The organism is Pseudomonas sp. FYR_7, from assembly GCF_043106155.1.
Taxonomy (GTDB): Bacteria; Pseudomonadota; Gammaproteobacteria; order Pseudomonadales; family Pseudomonadaceae; genus Aquipseudomonas; species Aquipseudomonas parafulva_B.
In genome coordinates, this window is sequence record NZ_JBICMI010000009.1 from 1 (window position 1) to 18,362 (window position 18,362).

Sequence of the window (18,362 nt, forward strand, 5' to 3'; positions counted from 1 at the left end):
AGCCAAAGCCAAAGCAAGATCAAGATCAAGATCAAGATCAAGATCAAGATCAAGATCAAGATCAAGATCAAGATCAAGATCAAGATCAAGATCAAGATCAAGATCAAGATCAAGATCAAGATCAAGAGCAAGATCAAGAGCAAGAGCAAGAGCAAGAGCAAGAGCAAGAGCAAGAGCAAGAGCAATTGGCGTTAGTTATTGCGGGGGTTTATTGGCTAGAGTGCCCTGGGTAGTAATTGTTGATGATCTATCTATCTATCCACAATGGCAGCTGCATCACGATTCAACCCGCATACACGGTCATCGCAACCAGCCTTCCCACAATCGGTCTTACAATCAACACGCAAACAAAGGCTACCGGCATTGCCAATCGATAGGCTTTCAACACGTTGCTTATATAATCCTGATCAATTCCGGCGTTAGCTGCTGTAATCACGAAACACATCAGCAACGCCATGATGGCCGACATGTAAAAGGCAAACACATACGGCGTGGCATTCACATGCAGTCTGCGGCGACGGCTTTGAGTGGCATCAGTCATGCGACCTCCTGGAGTCCGATTGAGGCGTTACCCTATCAACCCACGGCGCTCCCCCAGTAGACCGCTGCGCCTTAGTCCTTTATAAAGCAAAACTTACGAATCCCAAGGGCATAGCATGGACCTGCTCAACGCCATCCGCAGCTTCATCAAGGTCGTCGAAGCGGGAAGTATTGCTGCGGGCGCCCGCAGCCTGGGCATCAGCCCAGCCGCCGTGAGCCAGAACCTGGCGCGTCTTGAAGGACACCTGCAGGTCCGCCTGCTGACCCGCACAACGCGGCGCATGACCCTGACTCCCGCCGGCACCCAGTACTACAAGCATGTCAGGCTGATAGAGCGTGACCTGGCGCGCGCTGAGCAAGCGGTGATGACGCCTGAAACCGAGCCCCAAGGTCGGCTGTGCATCGCTTCGACCTCCGCGTTCGGTCGTCACGTCCTGGCGCCACTGATACCTGCGTTCAGCGAGCTGTACCCGCGTATCTCGATCGAGCTGGTCATGAGCGACAGAAAGGTTGACCACGCACGTGAAGGTATCGATGTCAGCCTGCGCATCACGCCCCAGCTGGACGAGCACCTGGTCGCCAAGCACATCGCCCGCATTCCTTTCGTCTGCTGTGCAGCGCCAGGGTATCTGGCCAGTGCCGGTGTACCGCAAACGCCAGAGGCCCTGCGCAACCACCGTTGTCTGGTGTTTCGCTACCCGGTCGATGGCCGTCTGTTGCGTTGGGGGTTCATGCGTGATGGGCAGCGCCTGGAGCCCGAATTCGGCGACGTGCTCATCTGCGACGACATCGATGCGCTCACGCAGATGGCGGTGCATGACGGCGGCATCACTCGCCTGGCTGCGTTCATTGCACGTCCGCACCTGGCTTGCGGTGCCCTGGTGCCGCTGTTCGAATACAGCCCTGACGGACAGGCGTACGCGCAGACAGAACCCATGGACGTTTATCTCTGCGTGGCCGATCGCTTCGCACTCACGAGCAAGGTAAACGCCTTCATGCATTACCTGCGCGACCGTCTTGGCGAAGATTGGCAAGTGCCAACATGAAAAAACCGCCACGAGGGCGGTTTTCCAGTAGCGGGAATGATCAGAAGCGGTAAGTGAGGGATGCCCCTACACCGTGCGCGCTGTTCTCGTACTTGGCACGGTAGGCGCCCTTGGTGGCGCTGACCTGATTGACCTTGGTGTCTTCTTCCCACAGGTAGGAATACGCCACGTCGATGGTCATGTCCTCGCTCGGGCTCCAGCCGGCGCCCAGGCTGAAGATCTTGCGATCGCCTGTGGGGATGCGCGGCGAGCGATCCTGGTTGTTGGTCGGCGACTGGTCGACGGTGAAGCCGGTGCGCAGCACCCACTCCTTGTTGACCTTGTACGACGCACCCACGGCGTGGGCCCAGGTGTCATGCCAGTTCTGTTCTTCCGAAATGGTCTGGAAGGCTGAGCCGATCAATGGGCGCGGGACATCGTTCTGTACAGTGATGTCCTTCAGACGGCTCCAGCGCGTCCAAGTGCTGCCGGCGTACAGCGTCCACTGATCGTCGAGCTCATGAGTGACCGAAAGGTCCACCGACTCCGGCGTCTTGATCTTGAGCGAGGCATCGAACTTGCTGCCGCTGAAAGGTCCGATCAGCGGGGTGTTGACCTTGGTCTTGCCCTCGAGCTTGTAGTCGACCATGGAGTGATAGGTCAGGCCGATGCGCGTGCGGTCGGTGGCTTGCACCATCAGGCCGATGTTGTAGCCGACCGCCGTGTCGTCGCCTTTGATCTTGACTTCACCGTCGTTGCGCCCGGGAGTGGCCGGGTTGATCAGGTTGGAACCCAGTTCGCCCTTGATCCGGTTGAAGGTCGGGCCGAAGCCGATCGACACCTTGTCATTGAAGGCGTAGCTGACGGTAGGCTGGAATGTCACCACTTCCACGTGGCTTTTCTTGCCCCAATAACGCGCCGCGTCGTCACTGCCGTAGTCGGTGACCAGACCGAATGGCACGTAGACACCGAAGCCGACGGTCCAGTGATCGTCGATGGGCTTGACGTAGTAACCCATGGGTACGCCGACCACCGGTACCATGTCACCGTCAGTTTCCCCCCCAAGGTTGCTGCCAGGCCCCGAGATATCGGTTTTGGCGATGACCGCTGCGCCACCGACGGTGACCTGCTGGCGCTTGAGGCGGGACATGCCGGCCGGGTTGCCGTATACGGTGCTGGCATCCTCGGCAGAAGAGGAACGTCCCGCGAAACCTGTCCCCATGCTGCTGACGCTTTGTTCGTTCAACGCGAAGCCGCTGGCGAACAGTTGGCTCGAAGCGAGCGCAACAGCAACGCCAAGGGAGGTTTTGAGCATTACTTTTTTCATTATTAGAACTCCTTGGGATCTCCGAGGCGAAAAGCTACCAACAAATCACGCGCCGCGCTATAGGCGCAATCGCAGGAGATAGAGCGGTTTTGTAGGACAATCCGACTAAAATTCCTTTTCTCAGTTGAGTCTGTAAGAACCGTCTCAAGAAGCCACTGGCAGTTTCTGATCCACGCAGGCTTGCCAGGCTTCTGTGAAGTCTCGCAAGCGACCTTGGGGGTTGAAAATCTGACGCCAGATGCGCGCCTGGCCTATCCGGTCGTCCACTGCAGGCAAGGTCACAACCTGGGCTTCGACAAGTAGCCAGGCAATGGCGGTGGCGTAGCGCAGGTTCACGGTAAGTTCCAGGTCGGGTCCGCCCAGGAAGGCATGCTGGCTGGCCAGGCCGCGTACACGGCTGGCCAAGTCGGGGTCGCGTGCCAGGTAATCGTCCCAGAGCGTCCGATGACGCTGGTCATCTATGCGAAAGAGACCATGCCCACGTCTACCGTGCAGCGCCGACCCCAATGCCGACTGGCAGGCAGCAATGCCGAGCAACAACATTTCGGCGCTGACGCAGTGGCGGTCAAGGTAGATCAGTGTGGGCCTGATGACATGCTGACGTAATTCTTTGGCCGCAATACCCATGGTGCCCCCGAGCAGTAAGAGACCGACGGGCGCAGGCGCTTGGCAGCTGGATGAACGGTCAGGCCCGCCGGAAGCGGCGTGCACCGCTCGAGTTGAAGTGTAGTGTGATAAGAATGATGTAAAGGGCTGTTTTTAAATCGATTGCTGCCTGACAACCCGAGCGATATACCCGAAGGCAATTACGCTGGATTTGTACAGGCAAGCGGGGAGGGGGGTGTATCTGACAGGTGAATGCCGCAGCATTCACCGCTCACGCGGTGAGTGACTGGCGGGTACGGGCGATAACGGCCTGCAGCGGTTCGCTGCGGCTGTACTGCTCGTGGTACAGACGTTCGGTGTGGCAGGCGATACCGTGTTCGTCCACCAGCGTGAAGCTGAAGCTGCCCTTGCGTGGTGCAACGAGCAAGCATTTCAGCGGCGAGAACGCTTGGGATAGGGTACCGATTGCAGCCTGGATTTGATGTTGAGTTTGCATATTATTGGAGGTTCCTGCATTAAACACGGGGAGTAGATCCGTGCATCATAGAAACGTTCCAGTGACGTCTTTATTAAGGGACGAGAGAACCTGCTGGAACAAAGCAGCCAGAAGGAGCGCAATCAAAAGTGGGCGCTTGGGCTGACTGGTAGGTACTTCAGAGGACAGGCAGCACACGGGGCCAAGGTTCTGGGCCTTCGTGCGGGATCCTGATCAATTAGTCTCGTGATGGATGTCGCGGCAGCATATCGGCTGCGGGCGAGTCATCGAAAGGGCCGGTCCTGGTTTCAGCAGCGCGCTGTTGGGAAAGCGAATCTGCAAGGACATTGTTGGCCAGAATTGACTTTCAGCTTGGTACTAACGAGGCGCATCCTACCTGAACCTTTCAATGAAGGCAAGCCCTGGAAGCGCTTGGGTAGCCGAGCAGTATGGCCCTTAATTTTGCCGGTGGGAAGGGGGTAGAGCACGCTTAGAGGATGCCTAGAACGCCTGCCTGACACACGAACGGATGCCCGGCCGGGGCTTGTTCACACCGAAAGGATGATTTGTATCAAACGCGTCCTACCTTCCGCTCCGGTCGCCAATGACTTGACTGGCCAGTTAAGTCAATGAAAAAAAACACTATTTTTTGTTGGTGAAAAAATCGTCAGTTTGACAGCAGCCCCCGTAATTCGGGGCTTGGCGGGGGGGAATAGGGTGTTGTCCACCGACTTATCCACAGGAACTGTGGATTGTCGTCGCCGCTTGCTCTAGTGCGGGGTTGGCGCCAAATTGTCTCGGGTCTTGCCAAAAATCAGACCAGTTCGCATGACCATCCATCGTCTTGCAAACGTCAAGAAACAATCACATGAAATTTTTATAAAAAAGTCCTCGGCATTAGGCCGGCACGTCAAAAACCGGTAGAGTGGCGCGCTTTTCGATTTGCCTGACCTGCCGCTCATGAAGTCTCGCAGCAAACAACTCGCCAGCCCCATGCCCTCGTCTGCACAGCGCCCTGGACGGTTCACGCTCAAAGTTGCCCTGTGGCTACTCGACAGTTCGCGTTTGGGCGACAAACCACAGGTCAAGCACCTGGCTGGGCGGTTGCTCAAGCGCCCAGCGCGCGAGGGTGTGGTGGTGGCTCAAAGCCGCCTGGGACAGATGCTTTGCCGCGACTGCGGCAGCGCCCGTGATCGGCGTATCGGCCATGACCTGCTCCGTCAGGCCGCACGCGCAGGCGATTGTCGCGCCCAGGTGGAGTATGCCCGAGCGTGCCGGGCGTCTGCGCCCGAGCAGGCTCGCAGCTGGCTGGAGTTGGCGGCCGGGAAGGGATCCCAGGAGGCCCGCCGTTTGCTGCGTCAGTGGTTCGGGCGCTGATCACTCCTGCATGTGACAACGCCGCGGGCAACCTGCCGGTCAGGCTGTTAAGCTTCAGCGAATTTGCCAGACAGTGACCGGGGTAGCCATGACAGTGGATCTGGCCAGCATTCTGCTGGGCTTGGTGGCGGGCGCGGTACCGTGCCTGGTGTGGGTCATGCAGCTGCAGCGTCGGCATGCGGCACGGCATGGCGAGCGTGCCTTGCTTGAGGAGCGTCTGAACGCAGCGCAGCTGGCCCAGGCCGGTTTGCAGGCGCAACTCGATGCCAGTCGTGATGAAGTCAGTGACCTCAGCGAAGCCAATACCCTCAAGCAGACGCAGCTTGCAGCCCAGGGCCGAGAGCTGGAGCTGCTGCAGATCGAGCGGGACAATGCCCGCGACGCCGCCCATGCCTGGAACCTGGAGCGCGCTACCCGCGAGGCAGAGCAGCGCCGCCTGGAGTCTCAGGCCGCACGCCTGGAAGCCGAGCTGCGAGAGCAGCAGGAAAGCCACCAGCAGCGTCTCGAGGACCTGCAGGAGGCCCGCGATACCCTGCGTGCCCAGTTTGCCGACATGGCCACCAAGATCTTCGATGAGCGCGAACAGCGCTTTGCCCAGACCAGCCAGCAGCACCTTGGCCAACTGCTCGACCCATTGAAGGAGCGCATCCAGGCGTTCGAAAAACGTGTCGAGGAAAGCTACCAGCAGGAAGCCCGCGAGCGCTTTTCGCTGGGCAAGGAGCTCGAGCGCCTGCAGCAACTGAACCTGCGCCTGTCCGATGAAGCGACCAACCTCACCCAGGCGCTCAAGGGGCAGAAAACCCAGGGTAACTGGGGCGAGCTGATCCTGGAGCGCGTGCTCGAACACGCAGGGCTCGAAAAGGGCAGGGAGTACCAGACGCAGGTCAGCCTCAAGAGCGCTGACGGTGAGCGCTTCCAGCCCGATGTGCTGATCATGTTGCCGGGCAACAAACAGGTGGTGGTCGATGCCAAGGTAAGCCTGACGGCCTACCAGCAGTTCGTGTCAGGCAACGACGAGGCGGCGCTCAAGCAGCACGTCCAGTCCCTGCGCAGTCACGTCAAGGGCCTGTCAAGCAAGGACTACAGCCGTCTCGAAGGCCTGCACAGCCTGGATTTCGTGCTGCTGTTCGTGCCCATCGAGGCCGCGTTCTCGGCGGCGTTGCAGGCCGAGCCCAACCTGTTCCAGGAAGCCTTCGACCGGCAAATCGTCATCGTCAGCCCCACCACCTTACTGGCCACGTTGCGGGTGATAGACAGTTTGTGGAAGCAGGAACGCCAAGGCCAGAACGCCCGGGAAATCGCCGAACGTGCCGGGTGGCTGTACGACAAGTTCGTGCTGTTTATCCAAGACCTGGATGAACTGGGCAGCCGCCTGCAACAGGTGGACAAGGCCTACGCGGCAGCCCGTAACAAACTGTGCGAAGGGCGCGGCAACCTGGTCAGTCGCAGCGAGCAGCTCAAGCTGCTCGGCGCCCGGGCCAGCAAAAGCCTGGCGCCCGACTTGCTCGAACGCGCCTTCGCCGATGAAGCGCCCGACCAGGCGCTTACTGCACCAGGCTCAGATGACGGTTGAGCAGGGCCCGCAAGGCAGCGGGCTTCACCGGCTTGGGCAGATAGTCCAGGCCTGCGGCATGCACCAGTGCGACGGTTTCCTTGCTGCCGTCGGCGCTGATGACCACCCCAGGCACCGGTTCGCCCAACCGAGTGCGTAGCCAGCCCATCAAGCGCGTGCCGGTGTCGCCTTCATCCAGGTGGTAGTCCACCAAGGCCAGGTGCGGACGCATGCCCTCGGCCAGCAGCGCCTCGCACTCGCTGCGGCTGCGTGCGGTCCACACCTGGCAGCCCCAGCGGCTGAGCAGGCTGTTCATGCCAATCAGGATGCTGTCTTCGTTGTCGACGCACAGCACCTGCAGCCCGGCCAGCGGCTCGCTGCGCTGCTCTACCGCCGAGGTGACGAGGGCTGGTTGTTGAGAGATCGGTACGCTTACGCGGAACACTGTCCCCTTGCCTGGCCAGGAACGTACCTCCAGTGTGTGGCCCAGGACCCGGCACAGTCCGTCAGCGATCGCCAGGCCCAGGCCCAGGCCTTTTTCGGCGCGGGTCTGATGGCTGTCCAGGCGTTTGAACTCCTGGAAGATCACGTGCAGCTTGTCGTCGGCGATGCCGGGCCCCCTGTCCCAGACTTCCAGCCACAGGCGCTCGCCCTGGCGGCGAGCCCCCAGCAGGATCGGGCTCTTGCCATAGCGCAGGGCGTTGGTGAGGAAGTTCTGCAGCACACGGCGCAGCAGTTTGATGTCACTGTTGACCCGCAGGCGGCTACCGCGCAGACGAAACGCCAGGCCTTTCTCGGCAGCCAACACCTTGAATTCCGCCCCAAGGGTGTCGAACAGCTCGTTCAGGGCAAACGGCTTGGCGTCGGGGGTGATCTTGCCGTTTTCCAGGCGCGAGATGTCCAGCAGGTCGCTGATCAGCTCCTCGGCCGAACGCAGTGAACTGTCCATGTGCCGGACCAGTTGCCGGGCTTCTTCGGTCATGCCTTCGGCTTGCTGCGACAAGGCCGCAGAAAACAGCCTGGCGGCGTTGAGCGGCTGCATCAGGTCGTGGCTGACCGCAGCCAGGAAGCGGGTCTTGGACTGGCTGACCGCTTCGGCATGGCTCTTGGCTTCGGTCAGCGCCTGGTTCAGTTGCGACAGCTCGTAGGTGCGCTCTGCCACGCGTTGCTCAAGGCTCTCGTTGGCGTGGCGCAGCGCTTGCTCGGCTTCGCGAAACGGCGTGATGTCGGTAAAGCTCATGACGAAACCGCCACCTGGCATCGGGTTGCCGATCAACTCGATCACGCGCCCATTGGGGAACAGCCGCTCGGACGAGTGAGCCCGGCCCTGGCGCATCCAGTGCAGACGCCGGGCCACGTGCACCTGGGCTTCCCCTGGGCCGCACAGGCCGCGCTCAGCGTTATAGCGAATGATGTCGGCAATGGGCCGTCCCACGCTGATCAGCCCGTCCGGGTAATTGAACAGCTCAAGGTAACGCCGGTTCCAGGCCACCAGGTGCAGGTTCTGGTCGACCACACTGATGCCCTGGTTGATGTTCTCGATGGCGCCCTGCAGCAACGCCCGGTTGAACTGCAGCACCTCGCTCGCTTCATCGGCAATGCGCACCACGTCTTCGAGCTGCATGTCGCGGCCCTCGATGGCTGCCTTGACCACTGCACGGGTAGACGAACTGCCCAGGACACCGGCCAACAACCGCTCGGTGTGTTCGATCCAGTCACCGTCGGCGTTCTGGTTGGGGTTGAAGCCCTTGCCCTGGCGATAGGCGAACCGAATGAAGCTCTGCCGCGCGCGCTCCTCACCCACGAAACGCGACGCCAGGGTCAGCAGGTCGTCGATCTGCACCGCCAGCAGCGGCTTGCTGCTGGGGCGGGCGCTGGTCTGCTGGCCAATGAAGCGGCCCGCTTGCCAATGCTCGGACACGCGGGTACGCGACAGCAGCGAGACCCAGGCAAACAGGGTGAAGTTGCCGGCAAGCGACAGCACCACGCCTTGGGTCAGCGGGCTGATCGGCAGATTCAACGGGTTGCCATGCAACCACGCCAACCCTGGAAACACCTGCAGCGACCAGCCCAGGCTGTGGGCGGCGATGGGCAGCACCAGGGTGTAGAACCACAGGAAAATACCCGCCGCCAGGCCTGCAAAAACGCCCCGGCGGTTGGCCTGCTTCCAGTACAGCGCGCCGAGCATGGCGGGCGTCAATTGGGTCACGGCGGCGAACGCGATCTGGCCGATGGTCGCCAGGCTGGCCGTGGAGCCCAGCAGGCGGTAACTGACGTACGCCAGCAGCAGGATGACCACGATGGTGACCCGCCGAACCGAAAGCATCCAGTGCCGGAACACCTCGAATGGTCGCTCGGCGTTGTTGCGACGCAGCAACCAGGGCAGCAGCATGTCGTTGGACACCATGGTCGACAGCGCTACCGCTTCGACGATGACCATGCCGGTAGCAGCTGACGCGCCACCGATGAATGCCAGCAGCGCCAGGCTGGGGTGTGCCTCGGCCAGGGGCAGGCTGATCACGAATGAGTCCGATATCACCGTACCCGGCAGCAGCATCTGCCCCGCCAGGGCGATGGGCACCACGAACAGGGCGGCCAGGGCCAGGTAAATCGGGAACACCCAGCGTGCCAGGCGCATGTCCTGCGGCTCGATGTTTTCCACAACGGTCACATGAAACTGCCGTGGCAGGCAGATGATGGCCATCATGGCAACGGCCGTCTGGACCACCATCGACGGCCAGTTGATGGTCTCCGTCCAGTAATCGTGCAGTTCGATGGACTGGCGCGCCTGGGTGAACAGGTCATCGAACCCATCGTAGAGGTTAAAGACGACGAAGATCCCCACGGCCAGAAACGCCAGCAGCTTGATCAACGACTCGAACGCGATCGCCAGCACCATGCCCCGGTGGTGCTCGGTGACATCCAGGCTGCGCGTGCCGAATACGATGGCGAACAACGCCAGCACCAGCGACACCACTAGCGCTGTGTCCTGTACGCGTGTGCCGGTGGCGTCTGCACTGGCGCCGATCAACAGGTTGACGCCCAGTACGATGCCCTTGAGCTGCAAGGCGATGTAGGGCAGCACCCCCACCAGGCAGATCAGGGCCACCACCACGGCCAGCGTCTGGGACTTGCCGTAGCGGGCGGCGATGAAGTCGGCGATGGAAGTGATGTTCTGCTGTTTGCTGATCAGCACCATCTTCTGCACCACCCAGGGTGCGAAGACCAGGAGCAATACCGGCCCCAGGTAGATCGGCAGGAATGCCCACAGCTGCTCGGCCGCTTGTCCGACCGCGCCGAAGAACGTCCAGCTGGTGCAATACACCGCCAGCGACAGGCTGTACACCCAGGCACGCAATTTGGGCGGCAATGGGGTGCTGCGCCGGTCGCCATAGAAGGCGATGGCGAACATGACGGCCATATAGGCCAGGGCGACCGCGGCGATCAGCCCGCTGGACAACGACATGGTGACTCCGACGCTTAATGGATAACGAGGCCCGGTCAACCAGTCTGGCACGACAGGTGGCGCGCCGTCAGCGCAGACGATGGTCGCAGTGGCAGGTGGTCGCAGCATGACGCCCCCAATTGCAGGCTCGGGCGAAGCCAGTTGACCGATGGAGGATTGACAGATGATGCCGCGAAGCAAATACTCCCGAAAAATTCATATAGATGTATATATAACAAGACGAGAACACGCCCATGCTTCCACTCGCCAGCGACACACGACTGCCACGCTACCAACAGCTACGCGACCATCTGTTAGCCCAGATTGCCAACAATCGCTGGCACCCCGGTGAAGCGATTCCCACCGAGGCTGCGCTGGCGACCGAATTCGACCTGTCGGTAGGCACCGTGCGCAAGGCCATCGATGCGCTGGTGGCCGAAGGCGTGCTTGAGCGTCAGCAGGGGCGAGGCACCTTCATCCGCCGTCCACAGTTCCAATCCTCGCTGTTTCGCTTCTTCCGCTTTGAGGCGGTCAACGGCGAGCGTGTCGTGCCGATGAGTCGCATCCTGGGAATGAACGTCGTGGCGGCCCCGTCTGCCGTGGCCCAGGCCTTGGGGCTGGCCCCCGCAGCCGATGTGATCCACTTGCAGCGCCTTCGTCTGCTCGACGCCCAGCCCGTGCTGGCCGAGGACATCTGGCTGCCCCGCCAGCCGTTTAAGTTGCTGCTGGAGACCGATCTGGATAGCAAGGGCCCGTTGCTTTACCCGATCTACGAACAGGTGTGTGGGCAAGTGGTCGCTGCTGCCGAAGAGACCCTGACTGCCGAGGCCGTGGATCAAGTACACGGGCGCCTTCTGCAGGTACCGGCTGGCAGCCCGATCGTGGTGATCGAGCGGCTGGCCCGTGACTACGCCGGTAAGCCCCTGGAGTGGCGCCGGTCGCGAGGGCACGCGCAGCACTTCCGTTACCGCATCGATATTCGCTGACCGCGCCGTTTCAACCTTTTTTTACCTGCCTGCGCCCCGTCACCCGGGCGCAGTGGCTTCGCCTGCTCGGTTGCCTGCGCTGCATGCAACCGAGCGTACCCCTCACCATTAAAAGGATAAAAATCATGTTCAGCTGGTACCGCCAAATAACATCGCGCGAACGCAAGACCTTCTGGGCCTGTTTTGGGGGCTGGTCGCTCGATGCGCTGGAAGTGCAGATGTTCGGCCTGGCCATTCCCGCGCTGATCGCGGCTTTCTCGCTGTCCAAAGGCGATGCGGGCCTGATCAGCGGCCTGACCCTGGTGACCTCCGCGATCGGCGGTTGGCTTGGCGGAACCCTGTCGGATCGGTACGGCCGTGTGCGCACGTTGCAATGGATGATCCTGTGGTTCTCCTGCTTCACGTTCCTCTCGGCTTTCGTGACAGGGTTCTATCCACTGCTGTTCGTCAAGGCCATGCAAGGCTTTGGCATTGGTGGGGAGTGGGCGGCCGGGGCCGTGCTGATGGCCGAGACCATCAACCCCAAGTACCGCGGCAAGGTCATGGGCACGGTGCAAAGCGCCTGGGCGGTAGGCTGGGGCCTGGCGGTGGCGTTGTTCACCTTGATCTATTCGCTGGTGCCGCAGGAATTCGCCTGGCGTGTGATGTTCTTCGTTGGCCTGTTGCCGTCGTTGCTGATCATCTGGGTGCGTCGCAACGTGCCAGAACCGGACAGCTTTCAACGCCTGCAGAAACAGAACGCCATTCCCCAGGGCTTCTTCGCCTCGATGGCCGGGATCTTTCGCCCTGAACTGCTGCGTGTCACGCTGCTGGGCGGCTTGCTGGGCCTCGGGGCGCATGGTGGCTACCATGCGGTGATGACCTGGCTGCCGACCTTCCTCAAGACCGAACGCAACCTGTCGGTGCTCAATTCCGGTGGCTACCTGGCGGTGATCATCTTCGCGTTCTGGTGTGGCTGTGTCGTCAGCGGGCTGCTGATCGATCGCATCGGCAGGCGTCGCAACATCCTGCTGTTTGCGCTGTGCTGCGTGCTGACGGTTCAGGCCTATGTCTTCTTCCCGTTGAGCAACACCCAGATGCTGTTCCTGGGTTTCCCGTTGGGCTTCTTCGCAGCCGGTATTCCGGCAAGCCTCGGCGCCTTCTTCAACGAGCTGTACCCTGCCGACGTGCGCGGAGCAGGGGTGGGCTTCTGCTACAACTTCGGCCGTGTGCTCTCGGCTGTCTTCCCATTCCTGGTCGGACACATGAGCGAATCCATGTCGCTGGGTACCGCCATCGGCATCGATGCCGGCATCGCCTACGGCGTGGCGGTGATCGCCGCGCTGTGCCTGCCAGAAACACGCGGCCGCAACCTCGAACCTGCCCCGCAAGCACCCGGTGTGGCCGCCCAGTAACCTGACCTATAGATCAAAGACATGCCTCACGACCCTACTTGCTCCGTTATTGCCATCGACAGCCATGCCCACGTGTTCAGCCAAGGGCTGACACTGGCGCGCGAGCGCCGTTATGCCCCCGCGTACGATGCGCCGTTGGCTGACTATCTCAGCCAGTTGCAGGCGCACGGTTTCAGTCATGGCGTTCTGGTACAGCCCAGTTTCCTGGGTGCCGACAATGGCTATCTGCTGGGCGCTCTGCAGGCCGCTCAGGGGCGCCTGCGGGGGGTGGTGATGCTTGAGCCGGACGCTGCCCGCCAAACCCTCATCCGGATGGACCAGCTAGGGGTCAGAGGCGTGCGCCTGAACCTCATGGGGCAACCGCTACCGGACCTTGCGGCCCCGCAGTGGCGCCATCGCTTCGAATGCATGGCCGAGCTGGGCTGGCACGTCGAGCTGCATCGACACCTGGCGGACATTCCCACCCTGGTGCGGGCGCTGCAACCGTATGGGCTGGATATCGTCATCGACCACCTGGGAAGGCCCGATGCGCGCAACGGGCTGGGGCAAGCGGGTTTCGCCGAGCTGCTGACCCTGGGCGGGCAGGGTAATGTCTGGGTGAAGGTTTCCGGTATCTACCGTCTGGAAGGCTCGCCCGAGCAGAACGTGCTGTTCGCCCGCCAGGCGCTGGGCGCGCTGGAAGCGCATTATGGGGCCGAGCGCCTGATGTGGGGCAGCGACTGGCCGCACACGCAGCATGAAAGAGCGATGAGTTTTGGCCAGGCCCTCGAGCAATTCGAGGCACTGGGGTGCTCGGCTCAGCTGCGTCAGGCGCTGCTGGTCGATACGGCCAGAAAGCTGTTTGGCTTCGCTTGAGCCGAGCAAGGCATCATCGACCAGCGTCCTTGGCAAACAGCCCGGCGACGGGGCGTTGAGGCGCTGACGCTCCAAAGGGCGGCTGGCCTGCTCGTCACAGCCCTTGCTTGCCTGCGTGTACAGAGGCAGGCTACCGCTGTCGGCGCGGGCCTAACCCTGGTCATCCGCTGACGACTGCCATCACGGCTGAACCTCAATCCAGGACCAAGGACGATGAGTCATTCCTCGCAATTCACCTTGCTCGGCAAACGGCGCTTCCTGCCTTTTTTCATTACCCAGTCGCTCGGTGCGTTCAACGACAACCTGTTCAAGCAGTCGCTGATCCTGGCCATCCTGTTCAAGCTGAGCCTCGGGGACGGTGACCGGTCCATCTGGGTCAATCTGTGTGCCTTGCTGTTCATCCTGCCGTTCTTTCTTTTCTCGGCGCTGGGTGGGCAGTTCGGGGAGAAGTTTCCCAAGGACGCGCTCATTCGGGTGATCAAGCTGGCGGAGATCGGCATCATGTCGGTCGGCGCGCTGGGGTTTGCGACCAATCACCTGGCCCTCATGCTGGTGGCCTTGTTCGGCATGGGTACCCATTCGGCGCTGTTCGGGCCGGTGAAGTACTCGATCCTGCCCCAGGCGCTGCGCGAGCAAGAGCTGGTCGGCGGCAATGGGCTGGTGGAGACGGGCACCTTCCTGGCCATCCTCGCCGGCACCATCGGCGCCGGGGTAATGATGTCAGCCGAAAACTACGCCACGGTGGTAGCCGGGGGCGTAGTGGGCACTGCTGTACTGGGCTACCTGGCCAGCCGCTGGATTCCCCGCGCCGCTGCTGCCTCACCGCACATGAAGCTGGACTGGAACATCTTCAGGCAGTCGTGGACCATCCTGCGCATGGGCCTTGCCCAGCCGCCTGCGGTATCGCGCTCGATCGTCGGCAACTCCTGGTTCTGGTTCGTCGGTGCTATTTACCTGACCCAGATCCCGGCCTACGCCAAAGACTGGCTGCACGGCGATGGCACCGTGGTCACCTTGGTGCTGACGCTGTTCTCGGTGGGCATCGCCCTGGGTTCCTTGTTGTGTGAGCGCCTGAGCGGGCGCAAGGTGGAAATCGGCCTGGTGCCGTTCGGCTCCTTCGGCCTGACCGTGTTCGGCCTGCTGTGGTGGTGGCATTCCGGGGATGTGCCGAGCGCCGCCAGCGCCCATGACTGGCTCGACCTGCTGGGCCTGCACCAAGCGTGGTGGATTCTGCTGTCCATCGTCGGGCTCGGGGTGTTCGGCGGGTTCTATATCGTGCCGCTGTACGCGTTGATTCAGTCACGCACGGCCGTGGACGAGCGCGCGCGGGTGATCGCTGCCAACAACATCCTCAATGCATTGTTCATGGTGGTGTCGGCCCTGTTGACCATGGTTTTGCTGGGCGTGGCTGGGCTGGACATTCCCCAGCTGTTTTTGGTCGTCTCGCTGCTGAACATCGCCGTCAACGCCTACATATTCAGCATCGTGCCCGAATTCACCATGCGGTTTCTCATCTGGCTGCTCAGTCACTCGATGTACCGCGTCAAGCACCAGGGGTTGCAGCACATTCCCGATGAAGGCGCGGCATTGCTGGTGTGCAACCACGTGTCGTTCGTCGATGCCCTGTTGCTCGCTGGCGCCATACGCCGTCCTATTCGTTTCGTCATGTACTACAAGATCTACAACCTGCCCGTGTTGAACTTCGTGTTTCGCACCGCGGGCGCCATACCCATTGCCGGGCGTAGCGAGGACCTGGCGACGTACGAGCGCGCCTTCACCCGCATTGCCCGTTACCTGGCTGACGGCGAGCTTGTGTGCATCTTTCCCGAGGGCAAATTGACAGGGGACGGTGAGATCGACGTGTTCAAGGGCGGCCTGAGCCATATTCTTGAACAGACGCCCGTGCCAGTGATTCCCCTGGCGCTGCAAGGGCTATGGGGCAGTTTCTTCAGTCGCGACCCGGCCAAAGGGTTTTTCAGAAGAATGTGGTCCCGGGTGACTGTCGTGGCAGGCAGCGCCATCCCTGCACAGGACGCGCTGCCGGAGCGGCTGCGCGAGCAGGTCATTGGCCTGCGCGCAGGCAACCGCTGAGCGCGCCTGGCCAGCTGACCGGTATCAGCTGGCGCTGACCTTGAGGCCAACCAGGCCGCACACGATCAGCGCCACGCTGACCAGTCGAACCAGCGCCATGGACTCACCGAACAGGATGATGCCGGCGATCACGGTGCCCACGGCGCCGACGCCGGTCCAGATGGCATAGGCCGTGCCCAGCGGCAGCTCTTTCATCGCCAGGCCCAACAGACCGAGGCTGACGGCCATGGCGGCAACCGTGAGCGCGGTGGGCAGTGGCTTGCTGAAGCCGTCAGTATATTTGAGGCCAACGGCCCAGCCGACCTCGAACAGGCCGGCGAAGAACAGGATGATCCAGGACATGATGCGTCTCCATCGTTGCAAGTGATGGGGCCGTCCCCTGGGTGATCACGCTGGGCGTCGTGAGGTCGTCCTCACCGTAGGCCCATGGTGCACATCTAGGGTCTTGCGGGCAAGCCTGCAGGCCAATCGCCTGTCAGTGTCTGACGCGTTTTGCGTCCTCGCCGTCGGAAGGGGTGTCCTCCAGACGTCGGAACCAGGTGGAAAGCAGCGCCCCGGAAATATTGTGCCAAACGCTGAACAATGCGCTGGGCACGGCGGCCAGGGGCGAAAAATGTGCAGCGGCAAGAGCTGCCCCCAACCCGGAGTTCTGCATGCCCACCTCCAGCGCCAGCGACTTGCGCTGGGCCAAGGGCAGTTTGCACAGCTTGCCGGTGATGTACCCCAGCAAATAACCGAAGCTGTTGTGCAAGATGACAACTGCCATGATCAGGAGCCCCGACTCGGCGATCTTCGCCTGGCTGGCGGCCACCACGGCGCACACGATCAGCACGATGCTCACCACCGACACCAGTGGCAGGATCTGAACCGCAGTCTGCACACGCTCACCCAGCAGGCGTTGGGCCAGCACGCCGAGCACGATCGGGAGCATGACCAGTTGCAGGATCGACCAGAACATGTCCATGAAGGACACCGGAAGCCAGGCCGAGGCCAGGAACCAGATCAGCGCAGGCGTCAGCAGTGGCGCCAGCAGCGTGGTGACGCCAGCGATGGCCACGGCCAGCGCCAGGTCGCCGCGCGACAGCCACACCATCACGTTCGAAGCCGTGCCGCTCGGGCAGCAGCCGACCAGGATCACGCCCACGGCAATCTGCGGTGGTAGCTGGAACAACTGGCACAGCAGCCAGGCCATGCCCGGCATGATCACGAAATGCGCGACCACCCCCAGCATGACCCGCCAGGGTTGGCGGGCGAGGGCGGCGAAGTCGTCGAGCTTGAGGGTAAGGCCCATCCCGAACATCACCAGCCCCAGCAAGGGCACGATGGCCACCTTCAACCCAATGAACCATTGCGGTTGCAGGAAGGCCAGCACGGCGAACACCAATACCCACAATGCAAAGGTGTTGCCGACGAATCGACTCAAGGTGGCGAGGGCGCGCATGGGGTGATCTCCAGTTCGACTGCATGCCCGGGCATTTGCGCTGCAGGCAGGGGATGAGGTGCGGCAACGGTGCCGCCCTCACGCATCATGGGTACTGCCAACCCTCAGCGGGCTCACACCCCTTGCGGGATCTCTTCGCCGCCCAGGGCTTCGAAGAGCACGGGCAGGAACTCTGCAAATGTCATCATCATCAGCTGGAAGCTGGCGTCGAACTGCTGCGCGGCCTCGTCACCGCCATCCTGCTCGGCCTGCTCCTGCAGCAGTTCCTCGAATTTCAGGCGCTTGATGACCATCTTGTCGTCCAGTACGAACGACAGCTTGTCCTGCCAGGCCAGGGCGAGCTGGGTCACCACCTTGCCGGTGCTCAGGTGCAGCTGGATTTCCTCGCCGGTCAGGTCCTGGCGCTTGCAGCGCACGATGCCGCCATCTTCGGCCGTGTCGCGCAGCTCGCATTCGTCCAGCACATAGAAGCCTTCGGCGGCCTTCTGGGACTTGACCCAGTCGGTCATGGTGGCCACCGGGGCGATCTTGACGGTGGCCGGCCGCACGGGCAGCGAGCCCATCACTTCACGCAGGGTGGACAGCAGGTCTTCGGCGCGCTTGGCGCTGGCCGAGTTGACCAGAATCACCCCAAGGCGCGGGGCAATGGCCGCAAAGATCATGGAGCGGCGAATGAAGGCGCGGGGCAGGAAGGCCTGAATGATCTCGTCCTTGATCTGGTCACGCTCCTTCTTGTAGACCTTGCGCATCTGTTCGGTCTCGATCTCCTCGACCTTTTCCTTGACCGCGTCATTGACCACGCTGCTGGGCAGAATACGTTCTTCCTTGCGGGCGGCGATCAGCAGGTAATCACCGCTGACATGGACCAGCGGCGCATCTTCGCCCTTGCCGAACGGGGCGACGAAACCGTAGGTGGTCAGCTCCTGGCTGGCGCACGGACGGGCTGGCTTGCTGGCCAGGGCAGCCTCCAGGGCTTCAGGCTCGAAGGGGACGTCCTGGGTCAGGCGGTAGGTCAGCAGGTTCTTGAACCACATCGGGGGAGTCTCTCATTAATGCATAAGGCGGGCATTATTCTCCTACCAGCCCCGGAAGGCCAACCCTGTCAGAGGGCCAGCAGTGCACAAACCGAACGAAATCGGGCCGCTGCGCTAGGTTGTTGAAAGATCTGTACTTTTTTCGAGATAAAGTGAAAGAAAGTGCTTGCCAGGGGGCAGGACCGTCCGTAGAATGCGCCCCACACCGAGACGA

The 18,362-nt window shown here is 61.7% G+C and carries 16 protein-coding genes; 8 read left to right on the forward strand and 8 right to left on the reverse strand.

Features of this window, described 5'->3' with window-relative positions:
* On the forward strand, nt 1-195 hold a 195-nt coding region (locus tag ACF8R3_RS00720), incomplete at its 5' end, for a hypothetical protein (RefSeq protein WP_392514615.1).
* Between the two features lie 88 nt (nt 196-283).
* On the opposite strand, the gene ACF8R3_RS00725 is transcribed toward ACF8R3_RS00720, so the two are convergent.
* Nucleotides 284-541 (reverse strand): DUF2798 domain-containing protein, encoded by a 258-nt coding sequence (locus tag ACF8R3_RS00725; RefSeq protein ID WP_078478963.1) that lies wholly within the window; start codon nt 539-541, stop codon nt 284-286.
* A gap of 115 nt (nt 542-656) precedes the next feature.
* Here ACF8R3_RS00725 and ACF8R3_RS00730 point away from each other — a divergent pair, with 115 nt between their 5' ends.
* Entirely contained in the window at nt 657-1,586 is a 930-nt protein-coding gene (locus ACF8R3_RS00730) for a LysR family transcriptional regulator (protein WP_058638018.1), read from the forward strand.
* A 40-nt stretch (nt 1,587-1,626) separates the two neighbouring features.
* Here ACF8R3_RS00730 and ACF8R3_RS00735 read toward each other — a convergent pair whose 3' ends face one another.
* The 3 genes from ACF8R3_RS00735 to ACF8R3_RS00745 all read right to left on the reverse strand — a co-directional run bounded on the left by ACF8R3_RS00735 (nt 1,627) and on the right by ACF8R3_RS00745 (nt 3,994).
* On the reverse strand, nt 1,627-2,892 hold the full coding sequence (locus ACF8R3_RS00735; protein WP_058604160.1) for an OmpP1/FadL family transporter: 1,266 nt from the start codon (nt 2,890-2,892) through the stop codon (nt 1,627-1,629).
* Between the two features lie 144 nt (nt 2,893-3,036).
* Nucleotides 3,037-3,519: a hypothetical protein gene (locus ACF8R3_RS00740; RefSeq protein WP_058604161.1), complete on the reverse strand. Its 483-nt coding sequence runs from the start codon at nt 3,517-3,519 to the stop codon at nt 3,037-3,039.
* Nucleotides 3,520-3,769: 250 nt separating this feature from the next.
* Nucleotides 3,770-3,994, reverse strand: a complete 225-nt coding sequence (locus ACF8R3_RS00745) for a hypothetical protein (protein WP_027915766.1) — start codon at nt 3,992-3,994, stop codon at nt 3,770-3,772.
* A gap of 939 nt (nt 3,995-4,933) precedes the next feature.
* Here ACF8R3_RS00745 and ACF8R3_RS00750 point away from each other — a divergent pair.
* Entirely contained in the window at nt 4,934-5,350 is a 417-nt protein-coding gene (locus ACF8R3_RS00750) for a sel1 repeat family protein (RefSeq protein WP_197844494.1), read from the forward strand.
* Between the two features lie 202 nt (nt 5,351-5,552).
* On the forward strand, nt 5,553-6,923 hold the full coding sequence (gene rmuC, locus ACF8R3_RS00755; RefSeq protein WP_178091301.1) for a DNA recombination protein RmuC: 1,371 nt from the start codon (nt 5,553-5,555) through the stop codon (nt 6,921-6,923).
* On the opposite strand, the gene ACF8R3_RS00760 is transcribed toward rmuC, so the two are convergent.
* On the reverse strand, nt 6,895-10,368 hold the full coding sequence (locus tag ACF8R3_RS00760) for a NahK/ErcS family hybrid sensor histidine kinase/response regulator (protein ID WP_392514617.1): 3,474 nt from the start codon (nt 10,366-10,368) through the stop codon (nt 6,895-6,897). The genes rmuC and ACF8R3_RS00760 overlap by 29 nt on opposite strands.
* 233 nt (nt 10,369-10,601) lie before the next feature.
* On the opposite strand from ACF8R3_RS00760, the gene ACF8R3_RS00765 reads away from it, so the two are divergent.
* The 4 genes from ACF8R3_RS00765 to ACF8R3_RS00780 all read left to right on the forward strand — a co-directional run bounded on the left by ACF8R3_RS00765 (nt 10,602) and on the right by ACF8R3_RS00780 (nt 15,673).
* Entirely contained in the window at nt 10,602-11,333 is a 732-nt protein-coding gene (locus ACF8R3_RS00765) for a GntR family transcriptional regulator (RefSeq protein WP_058638024.1), read from the forward strand.
* A 125-nt stretch (nt 11,334-11,458) separates the two neighbouring features.
* Complete coding sequence (locus ACF8R3_RS00770) at nt 11,459-12,727, forward strand: MFS transporter (RefSeq protein ID WP_027915771.1); 1,269 nt, start codon at nt 11,459-11,461, stop codon at nt 12,725-12,727.
* Nucleotides 12,728-12,748: 21 nt separating this feature from the next.
* Nucleotides 12,749-13,582: an amidohydrolase gene (locus tag ACF8R3_RS00775; RefSeq protein ID WP_197844496.1), complete on the forward strand. Its 834-nt coding sequence runs from the start codon at nt 12,749-12,751 to the stop codon at nt 13,580-13,582.
* Between the two features lie 213 nt (nt 13,583-13,795).
* A complete protein-coding gene (locus ACF8R3_RS00780; protein WP_392514619.1) occupies nt 13,796-15,673 on the forward strand; it encodes an MFS transporter in 1,878 nt (625 codons plus the stop codon).
* A gap of 24 nt (nt 15,674-15,697) precedes the next feature.
* Here the strand turns inward: ACF8R3_RS00780 and sugE are convergent, their stop codons facing one another.
* From sugE to rdgC, 3 genes are all read right to left on the reverse strand, one after another.
* Nucleotides 15,698-16,015 (reverse strand): quaternary ammonium compound efflux SMR transporter SugE, encoded by a 318-nt coding sequence (sugE, locus tag ACF8R3_RS00785; protein ID WP_058604169.1) that lies wholly within the window; start codon nt 16,013-16,015, stop codon nt 15,698-15,700.
* A gap of 133 nt (nt 16,016-16,148) precedes the next feature.
* Nucleotides 16,149-17,114: a bile acid:sodium symporter family protein gene (locus ACF8R3_RS00790; protein ID WP_392514621.1), complete on the reverse strand. Its 966-nt coding sequence runs from the start codon at nt 17,112-17,114 to the stop codon at nt 16,149-16,151.
* A 113-nt stretch (nt 17,115-17,227) separates the two neighbouring features.
* Nucleotides 17,228-18,148, reverse strand: coding sequence for a recombination-associated protein RdgC (gene rdgC / locus ACF8R3_RS00795; RefSeq protein WP_023533890.1), 921 nt, complete (start codon nt 18,146-18,148; stop codon nt 17,228-17,230).
* Between the last annotated feature and the right edge of the window lie 214 nt (nt 18,149-18,362).